The organism is Enterovibrio norvegicus (assembly GCF_002876705.1).
Taxonomy (GTDB): Bacteria; Pseudomonadota; Gammaproteobacteria; order Enterobacterales; family Vibrionaceae; genus Enterovibrio; species Enterovibrio norvegicus_B.
In genome coordinates this window covers 537255-554940 of record NZ_MDAG01000057.1, presented here as the reverse complement: position 1 = coordinate 554940, position 17686 = coordinate 537255, and the positions used below count along the sequence as shown (strand labels likewise).

Annotated in this window: 15 protein-coding genes; 4 read left to right on the top strand and 11 right to left on the bottom strand. The window is 46.3% G+C overall.

All coding sequences use genetic code 11. The features are described 5' to 3' along the window. Positions 1 to 147: 147 nt before the first annotated feature. Positions 148 to 1209, bottom strand: coding sequence for an AraC family transcriptional regulator (locus BCT27_RS21835; protein WP_102316467.1), 1062 nt, complete (start codon positions 1207 to 1209; stop codon positions 148 to 150). Between the two features lie 659 nt (positions 1210 to 1868). On the opposite strand from BCT27_RS21835, the gene BCT27_RS21825 reads away from it, so the two are divergent. The 3 genes from BCT27_RS21825 (at position 1869) to BCT27_RS21815 (ending at position 4630) form a co-directional block, all read left to right on the top strand. After that, positions 1869 to 3473: an ABC-F family ATPase gene (locus BCT27_RS21825; protein WP_102316465.1), complete on the top strand. Its 1605-nt coding sequence runs from the start codon at positions 1869 to 1871 to the stop codon at positions 3471 to 3473. 108 nt (positions 3474 to 3581) lie between these two features. Then, positions 3582 to 3992: a VF530 family protein gene (locus tag BCT27_RS21820; RefSeq protein WP_102316464.1), complete on the top strand. Its 411-nt coding sequence runs from the start codon at positions 3582 to 3584 to the stop codon at positions 3990 to 3992. A gap of 188 nt (positions 3993 to 4180) precedes the next feature. Beyond that, positions 4181 to 4630: a tellurite resistance TerB family protein gene (locus tag BCT27_RS21815; RefSeq protein WP_102316463.1), complete on the top strand. Its 450-nt coding sequence runs from the start codon at positions 4181 to 4183 to the stop codon at positions 4628 to 4630. 116 nt (positions 4631 to 4746) lie between these two features. Here BCT27_RS21815 and btuD read toward each other — a convergent pair whose 3' ends face one another. The 6 genes from btuD to pheS all read right to left on the bottom strand — a co-directional run bounded on the left by btuD (position 4747) and on the right by pheS (position 11978). After that, positions 4747 to 5502: a vitamin B12 ABC transporter ATP-binding protein BtuD gene (gene btuD / locus BCT27_RS21810; RefSeq protein WP_102392239.1), complete on the bottom strand. Its 756-nt coding sequence runs from the start codon at positions 5500 to 5502 to the stop codon at positions 4747 to 4749. Continuing rightward, on the bottom strand, positions 5499 to 6485 hold the full coding sequence (gene btuC, locus BCT27_RS21805; RefSeq protein ID WP_102316461.1) for a vitamin B12 ABC transporter permease BtuC: 987 nt from the start codon (positions 6483 to 6485) through the stop codon (positions 5499 to 5501). The genes btuD and btuC overlap by 4 nt, the downstream gene beginning before the upstream one ends. A 63-nt stretch (positions 6486 to 6548) precedes the next feature. Continuing rightward, positions 6549 to 7559 (bottom strand): succinylglutamate desuccinylase, encoded by a 1011-nt coding sequence (locus BCT27_RS21800; RefSeq protein ID WP_422386144.1) that lies wholly within the window; start codon positions 7557 to 7559, stop codon positions 6549 to 6551. Positions 7560 to 7877: 318 nt separating this feature from the next. Further along, on the bottom strand, positions 7878 to 8174 hold the full coding sequence (gene ihfA, locus BCT27_RS21795) for an integration host factor subunit alpha (protein WP_017008553.1): 297 nt from the start codon (positions 8172 to 8174) through the stop codon (positions 7878 to 7880). A gap of 413 nt (positions 8175 to 8587) precedes the next feature. Next, positions 8588 to 10975 carry a phenylalanine--tRNA ligase subunit beta gene (gene pheT / locus BCT27_RS21790; RefSeq protein WP_102396748.1) on the bottom strand — a complete coding sequence of 796 codons (2388 nt, stop codon included), beginning with the start codon at positions 10973 to 10975 and terminating at the stop codon, positions 8588 to 8590. A 19-nt stretch (positions 10976 to 10994) separates the two neighbouring features. Next, positions 10995 to 11978, bottom strand: a complete 984-nt coding sequence (gene pheS / locus BCT27_RS21785; RefSeq protein WP_017008555.1) for a phenylalanine--tRNA ligase subunit alpha — start codon at positions 11976 to 11978, stop codon at positions 10995 to 10997. Between the two features lie 487 nt (positions 11979 to 12465). Between pheS and BCT27_RS21780 the strand changes: the two genes are divergently transcribed. Beyond that, complete coding sequence (locus BCT27_RS21780; protein WP_102396747.1) at positions 12466 to 13830, top strand: polysaccharide deacetylase family protein; 1365 nt, start codon at positions 12466 to 12468, stop codon at positions 13828 to 13830. A gap of 75 nt (positions 13831 to 13905) precedes the next feature. Here the strand turns inward: BCT27_RS21780 and rplT are convergent, their stop codons facing one another. The 4 genes from rplT to thrS all read right to left on the bottom strand — a co-directional run bounded on the left by rplT (position 13906) and on the right by thrS (position 17077). Next, on the bottom strand, positions 13906 to 14259 hold the full coding sequence (rplT, locus tag BCT27_RS21775) for a 50S ribosomal protein L20 (protein WP_017010328.1): 354 nt from the start codon (positions 14257 to 14259) through the stop codon (positions 13906 to 13908). A 42-nt stretch (positions 14260 to 14301) separates the two neighbouring features. Further along, complete coding sequence (gene rpmI / locus BCT27_RS21770) at positions 14302 to 14496, bottom strand: 50S ribosomal protein L35 (RefSeq protein ID WP_017010327.1); 195 nt, start codon at positions 14494 to 14496, stop codon at positions 14302 to 14304. A 103-nt stretch (positions 14497 to 14599) separates the two neighbouring features. Next, positions 14600 to 15145, bottom strand: a complete 546-nt coding sequence (infC, locus tag BCT27_RS21765) for a translation initiation factor IF-3 (protein ID WP_074925450.1) — start codon at positions 15143 to 15145, stop codon at positions 14600 to 14602. Positions 15146 to 15148: 3 nt separating this feature from the next. Further along, the gene (gene thrS, locus BCT27_RS21760; protein WP_017013690.1) at positions 15149 to 17077 is read right to left on the bottom strand and encodes a threonine--tRNA ligase; all 1929 of its coding nucleotides are present in this window, start codon (positions 17075 to 17077) and stop codon (positions 15149 to 15151) included. Between the last annotated feature and the right edge of the window lie 609 nt (positions 17078 to 17686).

Below are 17686 nucleotides of genomic sequence, written 5' to 3'. Positions count from 1 at the left end.
TAATTTATGCCAAAGGCTTATCTTTCAAATAAACACCGGAAAAAAGTGCACAAGAAAGAGGCTGTAAACCGCCACCGAATAGCGTGTTTACAAGCCAGAATGAGAGATGTAATTTTTGGAAACCACGGTAGGAAGAGAAAGCAAAGATCAACTTACTTTCGGATGAAGGTGCTCCACTAACGCATTTCCGGTGAGGTAATTTTGGCGATATTCGCCGGGAGCGCAGTTTTCCCAGCGACGAAAGGCGCGGTTGAAATTAGCCACGTTTGAAAAGCCGACCAAATAGCCTATTTCACTGATGCTCATGTGCGGTTGTCTTATGTAACTTAAGGTCAAACGTTTACGCGTGCAATCGAGGATATCTTTGTAACACGTCCCTTGCTCCGCAAGCTTTCGTTGTAGATTTCGCAAACTCAACCCAAGGTGCTTAGCAACAACCGCCTGTGACGGCGCGCCTAATGGCAGCTCCTCCAATATCTTGTTTTCAATCAAATAGGTCAGGTTTGTTTTATCTACCCGCGTCATAAATTGATCAAGAATTTCAAGATGCGCTTGGTTGATAATGGGGTTGTTGCCAAAGGCACGCTCATTAGCTTGCTCAAGATCCAATACCACGGCATTGCGCTCGCAACCAAACTCCACCGGACATTGAAAGTGCGCGTCAACATCTGGACAGTCTGCCAATTCTGCGTATGTAAGCTGGATGCGGATCGGGTTCAAATCACCACCCACTAATTCCCTAGATAATTGCACCAACGTGGCTAAAAATGACTCAATTAAATCGGAAGAAAGCACGAAGCGCCCGCTGTCTGGGTAGCGATATACATCAAGCTCAACAATCAGCTCATTCCCAGATTCATAGGTCAGCATGTTGCTACAATTTGAAACAACCCGCTTGTATTGCGATACACGCTCTAGTGCTTCTTTTAAGCTATAAGCGGATTGCACTGTATAGCCCAGAGCATGCAAGGCTGAAGGGTGGAAGTTACGCGCCACTTCGATATTGAACTGTCGATGCCCCACGCGTTTATTGCAATAAGAGAACAGGTTTCCCAAGCTCTCCACACAAATTCTTCCTTCTGGATCATTCACTTCAGCAGGGTCGATACCGAACTTAACCAAGGTTTCTATAGGATCGATATCTAACGATTTCATTGCCCGCGTAACCGGAATAATCCAACCACTTAATGTTGAATAATATGCGTTCATTTAAGCCACTTCTCACTACAGTCTTCAAAGTGTTGCAACAATGTTTCAAAATGTAAAGTTAGCTAAAATGACACAAGATAGAAGAAATTAAGGCATCGATTCTTGCCCACTGCCACCCCATTTTGGATACGTTAAATTGCCTTAAAAACGTTTATTTAAGACAATGCTAACTAAATATCTCTGGCTTTATTTCAGACAGTTAGCGTTAGAAAATGAACCGATGGATTTTACCTCATCATTTTAATCATGGCGTATTCACCGTCGATACACCACGCTGCTTCCACCCCACTCTGTTCTGCTTTCCTACAAACGATAACTAGAAAACCAAGCAACTGATTGGCTTTAGTCTCAATTCGTTTACAGTGGGCTACGTCATTCTCAACATCACTGACATAACCCCTTATTGCTCCGTGAGTTACGCGCATAACATACGGTATTTTGGTATCTAAAAAATAAAGCATCCAAACATCACTCCCCTCAGCCACACAAATCACTTCATTGGCATTGAGATGCAGATTTCTAACGTGATTTAGGTCTCATATCTGTCGTTTGTTAAATTAATCTGTATAATCCGCGGCCTATCTATACATCTTTATTTTCTGCTGGTTGATCTTTCCGACCGCCGGATTCGTCAACCATTAAAAACTAGGAATACTTCTTTGATATCTACCGCTAACATCACCATGCAGTTTGGTGCCGAACCTTTATTTGAAAACATTTCTGCAAAATTCGGTAACGGTAATCGTTACGGCCTCATTGGGGCGAATGGTTGTGGTAAATCAACCTTCATGAAGATTCTTAGCGGTGCACTTGCGCCAAGCTCAGGCAATGTCTCCATCACGCCTGGACACAAGCTTGGGGTATTGAGCCAAGATCAGTTTGCTTTTGAACAACACAATGTTATCGATGTGGTGATCATGGGCGATCGCAAATTGTGGGAAATCAAACAAGAGCGTGAGCGCATCTATTCGTTGCCTGAAATGAGCGAAGAAGATGGTATGAAAGTCGCGGAACTCGAAAGCGAGTTCGCTGAAATGGACGGTTATACAGCGGAAAGCCGTGCCGGCGACATCTTACTGAAAGCAGGTATTGAAGAAGATCTTCATTTTGGCCTCATGCAGCACGTTGCGCCTGGTTGGAAATTGCGTGTTCTTTTGGCGCAGGCCCTGTTTGCTAACCCTGATATTTTGTTGCTGGATGAACCTACCAACAACTTGGATATTCATACCATCAGCTGGCTAGCTGAAGAATTGAACCAACGTAAGTGCACGATGATCATCATTTCGCATGACCGTCACTTCCTCAATTCAGTGTGTACCCACATGGCAGATATCGATTACGGTGAATTGCGTATCTACCCGGGTAACTATGAATATTTCTTAGAAGCCTCTTCGCTAATCCGAGAGCAGTTGCTTTCTGGTAACGCAAAGAAAGCCGCAGAAATTAGTGAACTGCAAGACTTCGTTAACCGCTTTGGTGCTAACGCATCAAAAGCAAAACAAGCAAGTTCACGCGCTAAGAAGATGGATAAAATCAAACTGGATGAGGTGAAATCTTCGAGCCGTATGAGCCCTTCCATTGATTTTGGCGAAGGTAAGAAACTTCACCGCCAAGCACTTGAACTGCAAAACCTTGGACACGCATTTGAAGACGAGCTTTTGTTTGAAGGTGGAAACCTATTACTAGAAGCAGGGTCTCGCTTAGCCGTCATCGGTGAAAACGGTGTGGGTAAAACCACCCTGCTTCGTTGTTTGGTGAACGAGTTAGAACAAAAAGAAGGCGTTGTTAAGTGGTCTGAAAACGCATCTATCGGTTACTGCCCGCAAGACAGCACGGCAGATTTCGACAATGACATGACCATCTTTGATTGGATTTCGCAGTGGCGTACCACCAAGCACGATGATTTGATGGTTCGTGGCATTTTAGGCCGTTTGTTGTTTACAGCTGATGACGTCAATAAGAAAGCCAAGAACTGTTCAGGTGGTGAAAAGAACCGCCTATTGTTCGGTAAATTGATGATGCAAGACATCAACGTGTTGGTGATGGACGAACCTACGAACCACATGGACATGGAAGCCATCGAAGCATTAAACAATGCCCTGAAAACGTACACCGGCACGCTAATTTTTGTTAGCCATGACCGCGAATTCGTATCGTCACTTGCCACATCAATCATTGATGTTAAAGATAAAACATTGGTGAACTTCCAAGGTACGTTTGACGAATATCTTGCGCATCAACATAAAGTGTTGAACGTTGCATAATAGGCGTCACGCTAAACAAGAAAAGAACGAGACTGCTTAGACGGTCGCTAGAACAATCAAGACGTCGCGAACAAGCGTTGTTCGCGGCAACCAGTGGAGACACTCTTCATGACAGAACAAGAACGCATTGAACTGCAACAAAACAACCCTCTTCATGGCCTAAAGCTTGAAGATATGTTGAGCCAGTTGGTCGACCATTACGGTTGGGAAATTCTTGATACAGCAATGCGCTTTAACTGCTTCAGTACGAAACCAACGATTGCGAGTAGTGTGAAGTATTTGAAGAAAACCGAGTGGGCACGTGAGAAGTTGGAAAACTTTTATTTGTACCGCTTCAAGCGTATGCCAAAAGCAAGCGAAGCTGAGTTTTTAATGCCGCCGCGTACCCGCACCTTTGCACACGGCGTTGAACCCCGTGAGCCGATGGAGTTAACGGTTGAATCTATTTTGCTTTCACAAGCAAAAGCAGCATCCGCACACAAAGCGCGCTCTTCACGCGGACGCTTTAACCGACGCTGATCGACATACGGTCATACATATCGCGTTAAGCGCCAAAGCAAAAAGCGTATACAAGCCAGACCTTCAAGGGTTTGGCTTTTTCTTATCTGTGGATCATGAAACTTTTCCTGATGTTAGCCACTCTTAAATAAGAAATGCTAGGCTGCAATAAGGCGAGTCAGTCATACGAATTGAAATGGGAAGTAAACATGTTTTCAAAACTGTCATCCATTCTGAGAGAAGTTTTTGCCGATGAAGGCGGAAGTGCAACGTCTAATGAGCACCTTTACCAACGTGCGATGGCTGGGTTGCTGTGTGAAGTGGCGGGCGCAGATCATGAACTTGACGCACGGGAAGAAGTCGCGAAAACACGGATGCTGAGTGTGTTACTCGACATTGATGATGAAAAAGCCAAGAGCCTTGTCGATCAAGCGCGGGGGGAATCAGCGCAATCAGTGTCTCTTTACGACTACACAGATAAATTGCGTCAGCTTGAGCCTGAGCAACGCTTCGAATTGATCAAAGCGATGTGGGAAGTTGCCTACGCAGATGGCAGGCTGGACCCGTTGGAAGAATCCGTGATCCGCAAAACTGCAGAGCTTCTATACGTGGATCATCCGCTGTTTATTAAAGCTAAATTGGACGCGCAACCTAAGTAGTACAAACCTAAGTAGTGCAAATCTAAGTAGCGCAAACCAAGTAGTGCGACTTAAATAGCGCGAGCTTGGGTGCCAGTGATACCAAGCAAAAAGACTTGCCGAAGCAAGTCTTTTTACTATTCGCTCAGCATCAACATCTGCCCATCGACGTGAATGCGCTTTAGCCGTGTTCCGAACACTTGCTCTAACGTCTCCACATCCATAACACTCTCTGGTTTGCCTTGAGCGACGACATGCCCGTTTTTCAGCAGCAATACGCGATCAGCATCCGTGAGCGTTCTGTTGATGTCATGGTTAGACATGACGACCGCGATGCCCTTCTTGGCTATCTGACGCACCATTTTGTACATCACGCTTTGCTGAGCGATATCCAATGCCGTCGCAGGTTCATCAAGAAGTAACAATCGCCCTTCGGGATTAATGTCAGGCCAAATCTGCAAACACACGCCCGCAAGTCGAACGCGTTGCCACTCGCCGCCTGACAATTGATCCGTACTTCGGTTTAGCTTGTCTTCAATGCCTAACAGCAAGCAGATTTCACTGACCGCTTTTTCTAGCAATTTCGGGTCTGTGCCATTTAGCGCAGACAAACTTAAGCTCAGGTATTGATACACACCGATGGCAAACGCAGGACGTTGCTGCTGACTCAAATAGGCACGTTGTCTTGCAAGGTGTTTGCTATCGATATCATTAAGATGCTTTCCGTCTATGGAGACATCTCCCTGCCCCTCGGTCAATCCGGACAGAAGCTCAAGTAAGGTACTTTTTCCGCTTCCGTTGGCGCCGAGTAGATGCACTATCTCACCCGGTTCGACATTCAAGTTAAGCGGCAGTAATCGGGTAGATAACGCGATATTTAGAGCTTTAATCATACGCGCCTCAACAACATCCAAATGAACAGTGGTGCGCCAATCGTTGTTGTTACAGAACCCACAGGTAATTCTGCTTCTGCAATGGCCATACGGCCAATGGTGTCAGCGACAAGCAAGAGTGATGCGCCAGCCAATGCTGATAAAGGAAGAAGAAAACGGTTTTCTGTCCCTAACCATAAACGCAGAAAATGAGGTACCACTAGCCCAACAAAACCAATCACACCCGCCATCGCAACCGACGCACCCACTAAAACGCTTACCGTTAGGATCAGTTGCCAGCGAAGCCTTTGGATATTCAACCCAAGTTGTTTTGCCGGTGTTTCCCCTAGCATCATCAAATCAAGGTTATTGCCTTGTGTGCATAGCCATAAAACAGCAGGAACAACCAAGACAGTCAGTGATAGCTGTGCCCAATGAACACCAGAAAGACTTCCCATTAGCCAGTAAAGAAGCTGACGAAGGTTTAAGTCGGAGCTGAAGTAAAACGCCCAGGTGACAATCGCACCAGACAAGATGCCCAACGCGACGCCAATGAGAAGTAATCTCGCCGTCGACATGGTTCGCTTTCGTGCAAGCCATACCAATATGGCCGTAAACGCTAACGCGCCGAACATGGCGGCTGCCATCAATCCATATTGACTTGCTAAGGACGGAAATAAGAAAAGCACAATCACCAACGCTAAACTTGCTCCACCAGAAATACCAAGCACACCCGGTTCTGCCAGAGGGTTCCCAAGAAGCACTTGGAGAACAGCGCCCGAGACAGCAAGAGATGCACCGATAACAATGGCGGCAATAACGCGAGGAACACGAAGCTCCATCAGCAATTGTTGCTCTAACAGGGAGTCATAGAAGAACGGTGTAATCCATATCTCCCCCGCAGAAAGTGACAACATCGCGCACAAAACCATGAGTGCGGACGCTATGCCTAAAGAGAGGTGCCAGCGTCGTGTTCGACGCTCAACAAGTTGAAGTAAATGCATGGTTTTACGATCTAAACATCAATGGGCGCCAACCATACAGAGAAGAGTCATAAATGAAAAGCGCTAACTCGCCGCAATCGGCCCGGGATCGCGCTCTACATTCACGTAAAGAGGCAGTGATAGGTCTGGAGTAAAGGGCTTCACAAGCAAGCATGCACGTTGCCCAACAGCAACCTTGGCATTGGGAAACACAACGGCTTCTCCGCCTGCTTCAGACACGTATTCCTTTCCATTTTCTTCCGCTAACGCCTCGCCTTCCTTAAAGAAGGTAAAGTTGGCCGCCTCGTTGCTAAACGCCAGTGTAAAAGCATCGTCAGTTTTGGTGATGGTTCTACTGACTTTGTAGATATCAAACGTTTGATTACTTGCTGATTCATCGAGCGTCTGGTTGCTGAGCAGTGCTTTGATACCCGCTTTTAACGGCTCAAACTCTGTCATGTCATTTTTGTACAATGGCGCGACACGTCCCATCTCGAACGTTGCTGCCAATGCACCAAACGTTTCCCCTGTCCACCAACTAAAGGTTGAAGACGGTGTTCGGCTCAGCAGCATGGCATCCATTGCAGAGAACTGTAAAAACGACGACATCGGGCGGATGTCCGTGGCGTGGCTTGACGCTGGGATAACGGCAAACATGTAATGTTTAGAATCGCGAATGGCGCTGTGCAAATCAAAGTGCCACCGTTCTCTGGAATGTTCCGCTTCACTGTCTACCGAGAGCGAAAAGAAATCTTTAACGTGACACTGTAACCTATTTGCCAGCACGCACTCTTCGTTTCGGTGATCGTTCTCACCAGCAAAAAGTCGATTTAGGTTTTCTTCGATAAATCGCGTGTATGCATGAATTGCTTTGGGGTGTGCAATCATAAATAGCGTGCGCTCAGTCGGCACAAAATGCCCTTCTACAATCTCTTTCACTAAATCATCAACCAATTCAATTGGCGCAGTTTCGTCACCATGAATACCCGAAGAGATAACAATGTCTTTGGTAGCGGTCGGCGGTGAAATTTCAACAACACCAACATCATGATGCTTCACCTCTACCCCATTTTCTAAGGTAAATGCTTGAGGCATAAAATTCGTAGGAGGATATAGCGTATGTTGAAGAAAACCGCCGGAGAGATAACTATTAATCATTGTATTGTCCCTAATATATACCCACCTTCTCGTATTCATTGCGGTGGTTGATCGTATCTTTTAGACAATATACAAATCTAACAATGTGACAACAATGATTTCACTGATATTGACGATTGAATTGGGAGATAGGCGTTTGAAATTGAACCGGAAGACAGGGGCTAATCTCTGTATTTGAGGAAAATGAGGTATGTCACAGGCAATAAAAAACCGCAGCGATTAGGCTACGGTTTCTTCTAACGTCACACTGGACTGTTATTTTTCCAGCTTGGCATCTTCAACGCGTGCTTTCAGTTTCTGTCCCGGACGGAACGTCACCACACGTCGAGCAGTAATTGGGATATCTTCACCCGTTTTTGGGTTGCGGCCAGGACGTTCATTCTTGTCTCGAAGATCGAAGTTACCGAATCCCGACAGCTTTACTTGTTCGCCAGCTTCAAGCGCTTTTCGAACTTCTTCAAAAAAGGCTTCAACAGTCTCCTTGGCGTCCCGCTTGCTCATTCCGACGTTTTCAAACAGGTTCTCAGCCAAATCGGCCTTGGTGAGCGCCATAGGTCATTCCCTCAAGAAATGTTAAACACAAATGTGATACGTCGTATCTACACCACGATATTTTTTCACTGCATCGAAATATTCATTTCCTGTTCATTCGAGCAGTCAGTTCCTCTGCAGCAACTTATCAACAGTGTATGCCAACTGGCTGATTTGCGCCAACTTTTTTCCATATCATTATTTAGAACAGTGCTCTGTTTATGAGTTTTTCATTCTTAAGACATGCATAAAAAGTGATACACGGTTTTTGCGTATCTCTCATTATCATCTGTTTTTACTAGACTTTTATCGTTTGCGTAAGGTCATTTGTTGCACAGCTGATAAAACATTGATTTATCAGAGTGATAGGTGTTAGAACTTTTAGACATAAAAAAAGCAGCCATTAGGCTGCTTTTTTATTGATATTTTTCACATTAGTCGCGAAGATTCGCGCCAAATTTTTCGCCAAGGTGTGCAACTACCGCCGCAACTGACTCAGAAATATCGCTTTCTTCAAGTGTGCGTTCGTCAGATTGAAGTGTCAGCGCAATGGCTAAACTCTTCTTACCGTCTTCAACACCCTTGCCTTTATAGAGGTCAAAAAGCTTAGAGGCTTTAATCAGCGCATTGTCTGTATCCAAACACGCGCGAACCACTGCTTCAGACTCAACGTCGTCGCCCACAATCACTGCGATATCACGACGGTTCGCAGGGAACTTCGAAATGACAACCGCTTCAGGGGTAACACGTTGGTTAATCGCAGCCCACTCGATTTCGAATACGACAGTACGGCCATTAAGACCAAACTTACGCTCTAGTTCAGGGTGAACAGTACCGATGTGACCAACGATTTTGCCGTCAACTTCGATAGCTGCGCTTTGGCCAGGGTGCAGTGCTGGGTGCTTAGCAGCTTTAAAGCTGTATGCCAGCTCGTTAGCAGTAAGCTCTAGAACCGCTTCCAAATCGCCTTTCATGTCGAAGAAGTCAACGCCGTTAGTTGCGATGTCCCAATGCTCTTCTGAGCGAGGGCCTGCAATCACACCCGCTAACATCATCTCTTGACGCATGCCATTCTCAGCAGACGCTTCAGGAATAAAGCGAAGACCCGCTTCGAACAAACGAACACGTGGTTGCTGACGTTTTTGGTTGTAAGCAACAGTGTTTAGCAGGCCAGTCCACAAGCTCAAGCGCATGGCTGACATGTCCGCAGAAATTGGGTGCGGCAGAATCAATGGCTCAACGTTTGGAACGATCAACGCTTGTTGCGCAGGCTCTACAAAGCTGTAGGTGATCGCTTCGTGGTAACCACGGTCAACCAACAAATCACGTACACGTTTCAGAGGCTGGTTCGCTTCTTTGTGTAGGTTCATTGTTAGGTGTGCTGCTGGCGCTTGGTTTGGAATGTTGTCGTAACCGAAGATACGGCCAACTTCTTCAACCAAATCTTCTTCAATGGCCATATCAAAACGCCATGAAGGTGCTTTCGCTGTCCAACCTGCATCTGTGGTTTCAACGTCACAGCCCAGGCGAGTCAAGATTTCAACAACGTCGTCGTTAGAAATGCTGTGACCTAGCAAGTTATCAAGCTTAGTACGACGCAGAGAAATGGTTTTCGCTTTCGGCAGATTCTCTTCAGACTCTTGACCCACGATCTCCCCTGCTTCACCACCACAGATGTCAATCAACAGTTGTGTTGCACGTTCCATTGCATGGAACTGAAGATTTGAATCTACGCCACGCTCAAAACGGTGAGAAGAATCAGTGTGCAGACCGTAGCTACGTGCACGACCACGGATTGCATCTGGTGCAAAGAATGCAGCTTCAAGCAATACATCCGTCGTTTCGCCACTTACACCTGAGAACTCACCGCCAAAGATGCCGGCAATCGCCAGTGCTTTGCTGTGGTCAGCAATAACTAGGGTGTTGTCGTTAAGCTCAGCTTCGTTACCGTCCAGAAGAACCAGTTTCTCGCCTTGCTTCGCCATACGCGCAACAATACCGCCTTCGATCTTCGCAAGATCAAATGCGTGCATTGGTTGGCCTTGCTCTAGCATCACGTAGTTTGTGATATCAACGATTGGGTCGATAGAACGCACACCGCTACGACGCAATTTCTCTTGCATCCAAAGTGGCGTTGCTGCTTTCACGTTTACGTTGCGAACAACGCGACCTAGGTAGCGCGGACACGCTTGTGGTGCTTCGATAGCAACAGCAATTTTGTCGTCAATTGACGGCGCAACTTTGTCGAATGCTGGATCAGTCACTTCTGCGCGGTTCAATACACCAACTTCACGCGCCAGACCTTTGATGCTTAGACAGTCAGCACGGTTTGCTGTTAGGTCTACATCAATGGTGACGTCGTTCAGTGCAAGGAACTCACGGAAATCAGTACCGATAACCGCATCTGCAGGCAATTCCATGATGCCGTCAGACTCAACATCAATACCTAGCTCAGTGAATGAGCAAAGCATACCGTGTGAAGGTTGACCGCGAAGTTTCGCTTTCTTGATTTTGAAATCGCCAGGCAGCACAGCACCTACTGTTGCTACTGCAACTTTCAAACCAAGGCGACAGTTAGATGCACCACAAACGATGTCTAGCAGCTCTTCGCCACCTACATTCACTTTGGTTACACGTAATTTGTCTGCATCAGGGTGTTGACCACACTCAACAACTTCACCAACAACAACGCCGGTAAATTCACCAGCGACAGCTTCTACGTCGTCTACTTCTAGACCAGCCATGGTGATTTGGTGTGCCAGTTCTTCGCTATTTACAGCAGGTTTAACCCACTCGCGAAGCCAGGATTCACTGAATTTCATTTATCAATTACCCCAATGCTTACTTGAATTGTTTCAGGAAACGCAAATCGTTCTCGAAGAACGCACGCAGGTCATTCACGCCATAACGCAGCATGGTTAGACGCTCTACACCCATACCGAAGGCAAAACCTGAGTATTTCTCTGGGTCGATGTTCACGGCGCGAAGCACGTTCGGGTGAACCATACCGCAACCCAAAATTTCCAACCACTTACCGTCTTTACGACGTACATCCACTTCCGCAGAAGGTTCAGTGAACGGGAAGTAAGAAGGACGGAAACGTACTTCCAAGTCTTCTTCAAAGAAGTTACATAGGAAGTCGTGAAGGATGCCTTTCAGCTGTGCAAAGTTTACGTTCTCATCAACCAACATACCTTCCACTTGGTGGAACATTGGGGTGTGAGTTTGGTCGTAATCGTTACGGTAAACACGGCCAGGTGCGATGAAACGCAATGGCGGCTGGTTTTCTTCCATGGTACGGATCTGAACACCAGAAGTATGCGTGCGTAGCATCAAGTCTGGGTTGAAGAAGAACGTATCATGGTCAGTACGAGCTGGGTGATCTTCTGCGATGTTCAGTGCATCGAAGTTATGGAATGCATCTTCGATTTCTGGACCGGTTTTGACATCGAAACCCAATTCACCAAAGAAGCTTTCAATACGCTCAATGGTGCGCGTTACTGGGTGAATACCACCGTTTTCAATACGACGACCTGGCAAGGTTACATCGATGGTTTCAGCAGCCAGCTTCGCTTCTAGCTCAGCACTTTCAAGCGCATTCTTACGCTCTGAAATCGCAGCTTGAACCGCTTGCTTCGCTTTGTTGATGCTTGCACCCGCTTCGCGGCGTTCTTCAGGGGGTAATTTACCTAGCGCCTGAAGTTGCAAAGTCAGCTCGCCCTTCTTACCCAGGTACTTTACGCGTACCTCATCCAGAGCCACAACAGAGTCAGCCGCTTCAATGGCTGCCGTTGCGTTGGACAGAATGTCTTCTAGTTGTTGCATCGTTTCCTCATCTACCCAATTGGGCAGTGTCCTACGGTGAGTAAAATACCAATTCTCGTAACAAAATTTGGATTTAATGCCTTTCCAGCAAGCGACTAAATTTTGTTCTGAGAATTGGTATAGACGTAACGCTACATAGTAAATAAACCGCGTGACAAAGCCAAACTGAAAGTGCGTTAAAGTAAGAGTCATGGCTAATTCGTCTTCAATTTTTAACGAAGAGGAGTCGAGATATGAAGAATTGACGTTTTTACCCCTCATTCAGCAAGCATGAAGACGGTTTAGTGCTTACACACTCAAGGTGTAGAGAGATCGAGAACAAAGGATTTTCGCCCAAACGTGTAACAAGTACATGAAACTTCATATTGCCTCTAAAAAGTCGCCACCAAACGCGGAAAGACTCCCCTTTATTCGCCTCTCAGACCTAATTTGATCTTGGTGCGCAGTTCGAGCACCTATTTACATGCTTATCTATAAGGCAATAAAAATGAATAAGATATCGCGGCACAAAGGAAGCCGCTTCACACAGTCAGTTGGGATAACCGCTATTTTGTCGTCTTCTATGTTATTCGTAGCGTCACCGAGTTTTTCAGGAACCATCACATTAGACGCCTCGCAGCATTCCCCAATTCCCGTGAACATCACACCGATGTTTGTCAGCTTAGGTTTCGATGACAACCTTGATGTCGATGGTATGACATGGGCGTTGGCATTTTTAAATAGCCGTAAAAACCCGCAAGGTGCAGACGCTTTCGCCAACGCACCGCTTAGCGCAAGCTTTTTCATGCACTGCAGCCCTGCGAGAACAAATGAAGACGTTCTGCAGCTGTGGCGAAAAGCGAATAAGGCGGGTCACGACATTGGCAATCACACTGAAACGCACCCTGATGACAAAGTGAACTGGAATCCGCTCGAAAGCTGGATGACCGCCGAAGAGTGGCAAAAGGAAGTCGCACGTTGTAATACGCTGTTGCTTGCAGCAGAAAGTGAAGGCGGCATTGGCGTGGAGACAGTAAGTGGTTTCCGAGCACCGTTTTTGACCTATAACGAAAACACACTCGCGGCAATTGCTGATAACGCGATCACCTATGATGTCAGCTTCCCAGCGGGCATCACGCCAGAACATGACGGGACAAATAATTACTGGCCGCATACGCTTCATGATGGCAGCAAAGAACATAACCTCGCCGTTAACGGTGGGTGGAAGCCCCCTGTGTCTGAGCAAGCATCACTATGGGAAGTGCCGCTACACACGCTGATTGTTCCGCCTGACTCAGAAGTAGAGAAGTACGGCTTAACGTACTCATTGAGAGACAAGATTGCTTCGCGTGTTCCTTGGTTTGATGCTGTTTCAGGAAAAGGTGACAACTTTGATTGGAATCTGTATTCGGAACCCGCTTGGGGCGCTGCAGGTTTAAATGAAGATGATGTTGTGGCGATTTATAAGTACAACCTTGACCTAAGACTACGCGGAAACAAAGCGCCTTTGGTTTTGGGGCTTCATTCTGGGTTCTATGGCTATGTGAATGGTCAAGAGCACTTTGGCATGCCAGGAACAACGGTTGAGAATAGACGACGGGTATTAGAGCGCTTTGCTGATTACGCACTATCAAAATCATCAGTTCGATTCGTAAACCATAAGCAGTTGATTGATTGGATGAAAGCACCAGATGCGTTAACACTATGCCCTAATGAAGAATGGAGTGTGTACGAGACGTACAAATCGGGTGACACCGTCACGTATAACGGAAAGAAATACCTAGCAAGTTGGTGGACGACACAGCAGATCCCTGCCCTTTACGATAATTCACCTTGGCAAGAAATCACGGCGTGTACACCACGAACTGAGTGATTAGCCTCCTCGGATTTTAGGCAAAGAAAAAGGGGAGCCGAAGCTCCCCTTTCACGCGAAATCTAATCTGTAAAATTACAGAGCAGCTTTTGCTTTCTCAACAAGCACAGCAAATGCTGATTTGTCGAATACAGCGATATCGGCAAGGATCTTACGATCGATTTCGATAGACGCTTTCTTAAGACCGTTAATGAAACGGCTGTAAGACATACCATTTTGACGAGCCGCAGCGTTGATACGTGCAATCCACAGTTGACGGAATTGACGTTTCTTCTGACGACGGTCACGGTAAGCGTATTGACCAGCTTTGGTAACTGCTTGGAAAGCTACGCGGTAAACACGTGAACGTGCACCGTAGTAACCTTTAGCTTGTTTTAGAACTTTCTTGTGACGAGCACGAGCTTGTACACCACGTTTTACGCGAGCCATGGACTCTCTCCTAAACTAATTTGTTAATAATACTAAGAATAATTATGCGTATGGAAGCATACGAACAACTGCTGCTACTTCGCACTTAGGCAAAATCGCGTTTGGACGCAGTTGACGTTTGTTCTTAGTAGTACGCTTAGTCAGGATGTGACGTTTAGTTGCGTGCTTGAACTTAAAGCCGCCAGCAGTTTTCTTGAAACGCTTAGCTGCACCTTTGTTTGATTTCATCTTAGGCATGATGAATAACTCCGCATTGTATGCATGTTAATAACTATGTAACCCGGCGAATAAAGAGGCTATGCCCTAAGGCATAGCCTCTTACATTACTTGTATGCCGAAATTACTTCTTTTTAGGGGCAAGAACCATGATCATTTGACGACCTTCGATTCGAGTCGGGAAGCTTTCTACCAAACAAATTTCAGCAGTGTCTTCCTTCAAACGATTCAAAACGTCAACACCGATTTCTTGGTGCGCCATTTCGCGACCACGGAAACGGATAGTGACCTTGACCTTGTTACCCTCTTCAATAAAGCGAACCAGGTTGCGTAGTTTTACCTGATAGTCGCCAATATCGGTACCAGGACGGAATTTAATTTCCTTAACCTGAATAACCTTCTGTTTTTTCTTCTGCTCTTTCGCAGCCTTGCTCTTTTCGAATATGAACTTACCGTAGTCCATCACACGACAGACCGGCGGCTCGGCATTAGGGCTGATTTCAACCAGATCGACTCCCTCACCTTCAGCGATTTTAAGCGCTTCTTGGAGAGTAACAACGCCGATTGCTTCACCATCAAGGCCTGTTAGACGAACTTCGTTGATATCACGAATTTCATCATTCAAGCGATGAGCATTTTGTTTAACTGGGGCTTTTCTTGCGCCTTTAATACCTTATTCCTCCAAAATATTGAGCATTCGGGTGCGAACTTCGTTCTCAAGCAGAGAAACAAAATCTTCAATCTTGAATTTACCCAAATCTTTACCTTTACGAGTACGTACTGCGATTTCGCCGGCTTCCATTTCCTGGTCACCACAAACAAGCATGTAAGGTACGCGCTTCAAAGTATGTTCTCGGATTTTAAAGCCAATCTTCTCGTTTCTCAAGTCCGCAGACGCTCTAAATCCTGCTTTTTGCAGTTTTTTCGCTACTTCCTGAACATAATCGGCCTGATTGTCTGTGATATTCATAACCACAGCCTGTTGAGGCGCTAACCAACTCGGGAAATGACCTGCGTACTCTTCGATCAAAATACCGATGAAACGTTCCAGAGAGCCGAGGATTGCACGGTGAATCATTACAGGGGTATGACGTTCGTTGTCTTCGCCAACGTACGTTGCGCCCAAACGCTCAGGCAGAGCGAAATCGAGCTGCACAGTACCACACTGCCAAGCACGATCCAAACAATCATGTAGGGTAAATTCAATCTTAGGTCCGTAGAAGGCACCTTCCCCGTCCAGAATCTCAAATTTAATGCCCATAGCGTCAAGCGCCTCGGCCAATGCGGTCTCTGCACGATCCCACATTTCGTCTGAACCAACACGCTGTTCAGGGCGTGTAGACAGTTTTACAACGATTTCATCAAAACCAAATGTTTTGTATGTGTCATATACCATAGAGATGCATGACGTCACTTCTTGCTGAACCTGTTCAGGGGTACAGAAGATGTGTGCATCATCTTGGGTAAAGCCACGAACACGCATCAGACCGTGCAATGCACCTGATGGTTCGTTACGGTGACAGCTGCCAAACTCCGCCATGCGTAGCGGCAGATCACGGTAAGATTTCAAACCTTGGTTGAAAATCTGAACGTGACCAGGACAGTTCATTGGTTTCAGTGCATATTCACGGCTCTCTGATTGGGTCGTGAACATGTAATCTGCGTATTTGTCCCAGTGACCAGAGCGCTCCCAAAGAACGCGGTCCATGATCAACGGGCCTTTTACTTCCTGATATTCGTATTCAGTCAGTTTTTCACGGATGAACACTTCCAATTCACGGAATACAGTCCAACCATTGTGGTGCCAGAACACCATACCCGGTGCTTCTTGCTGCATATGGTACAGATCAAGTTGCTTACCCAGTTTACGGTGGTCACGTTTTGCTGCTTCTTCTAGGCGAACAAGGTGAGCTTTCAGCTCTTTCTTGTCGTAGAACGCTGTGCCGTAGATGCGTTGAAGCATCTTGTTGTCGCTGTTACCACGCCAGTATGCACCTGCCACGTTCAAGATTTTGAAGTTTTGGCAGAAGCTCATGTTTGGTACGTGCGGACCACGACACATGTCGATGTATTCTTCGTGGTGGTACAAGCCTGGACGGTCATCGCGAGACACGTTCTCGTCAAGGATTTCAATTTTGTAAGATTCGCCACGTGATTCAAACGCATCACGTGCTTCTTGCCAGCTTACGTTCTTCTTAATGACCTGGTATTTGGTCTTAGCAAGTTCCTTCATGCGCTTTTCAATCGCATCCAAGTCTTCTTGCGTAATAGAACGGTCAAGATCAACGTCGTAGTAGAAACCGCTGTCGATGGTTGGACCGATCGCCATTTTCACGTCAGGGAACAGTTGCTTGATCGCGTGACCGAGCAGGTGAGCACATGAGTGGCGAATGATTTCAAGACCGTCTTCGTCTTTCGCAGTGATGATTGCCAAGTTTGCATCTTGTTCGATCAGATCGCACGCATCAACACGTTGACCATCAACACGACCAGCGATACATGCTTTCGCAAGACCAGGGCCGATATCTAGCGCGACATCAAGAGTAGAAACAGGGTTGTCAAAAGAACGTTGACTACCGTCAGGAAGAGTAATTACAGGCATTTTTATGTCCTATTACAGTGGTGCTACATACGCAGTAGCACTTGTTCATGAATTCTGTGCACGGGAAAAGGCATCGCCGCTGCACTTGAAAAGTACGCTCTCGATGGTGCGGATTTTGTTACAAATCAAAATGTGAGCACCTAAGCGAAGACAAGGATTGTACCCCCATTAATGGAGAACGCAACATCCATCACATTGATCGCTACACGTTATACGTATGCCGTACCTCTATACCTCTCTCCCCTTCTTTATATAGGGTTAATCCAACCCATACTTTGTCGCGCTAACAGTCTTAGCGATCCGATCACTTTTCATCTCACGCCTCTAACTTCACACCAAATTCACACACAAAGCCTCCGTGAATTGCACCAACGTCTAATTTTGCCACCTCGATGCACAGTTTGCGTGACATTAGGTTTCGGCATTCAGTCAACAAAGCACGAGATAGATATATAACTCAGTGATTTAGCAATCTCTAAATTTTTATAAACAGCTAAACCATGCGGGTTATATACGCAGTACGGGCTTTATGCAGCAAAGCCACGAGCGAAACGACGGACAGGTTAATCGCTCAATCAAAGGAGTTTGCAAGACGTCTACATATTTCAC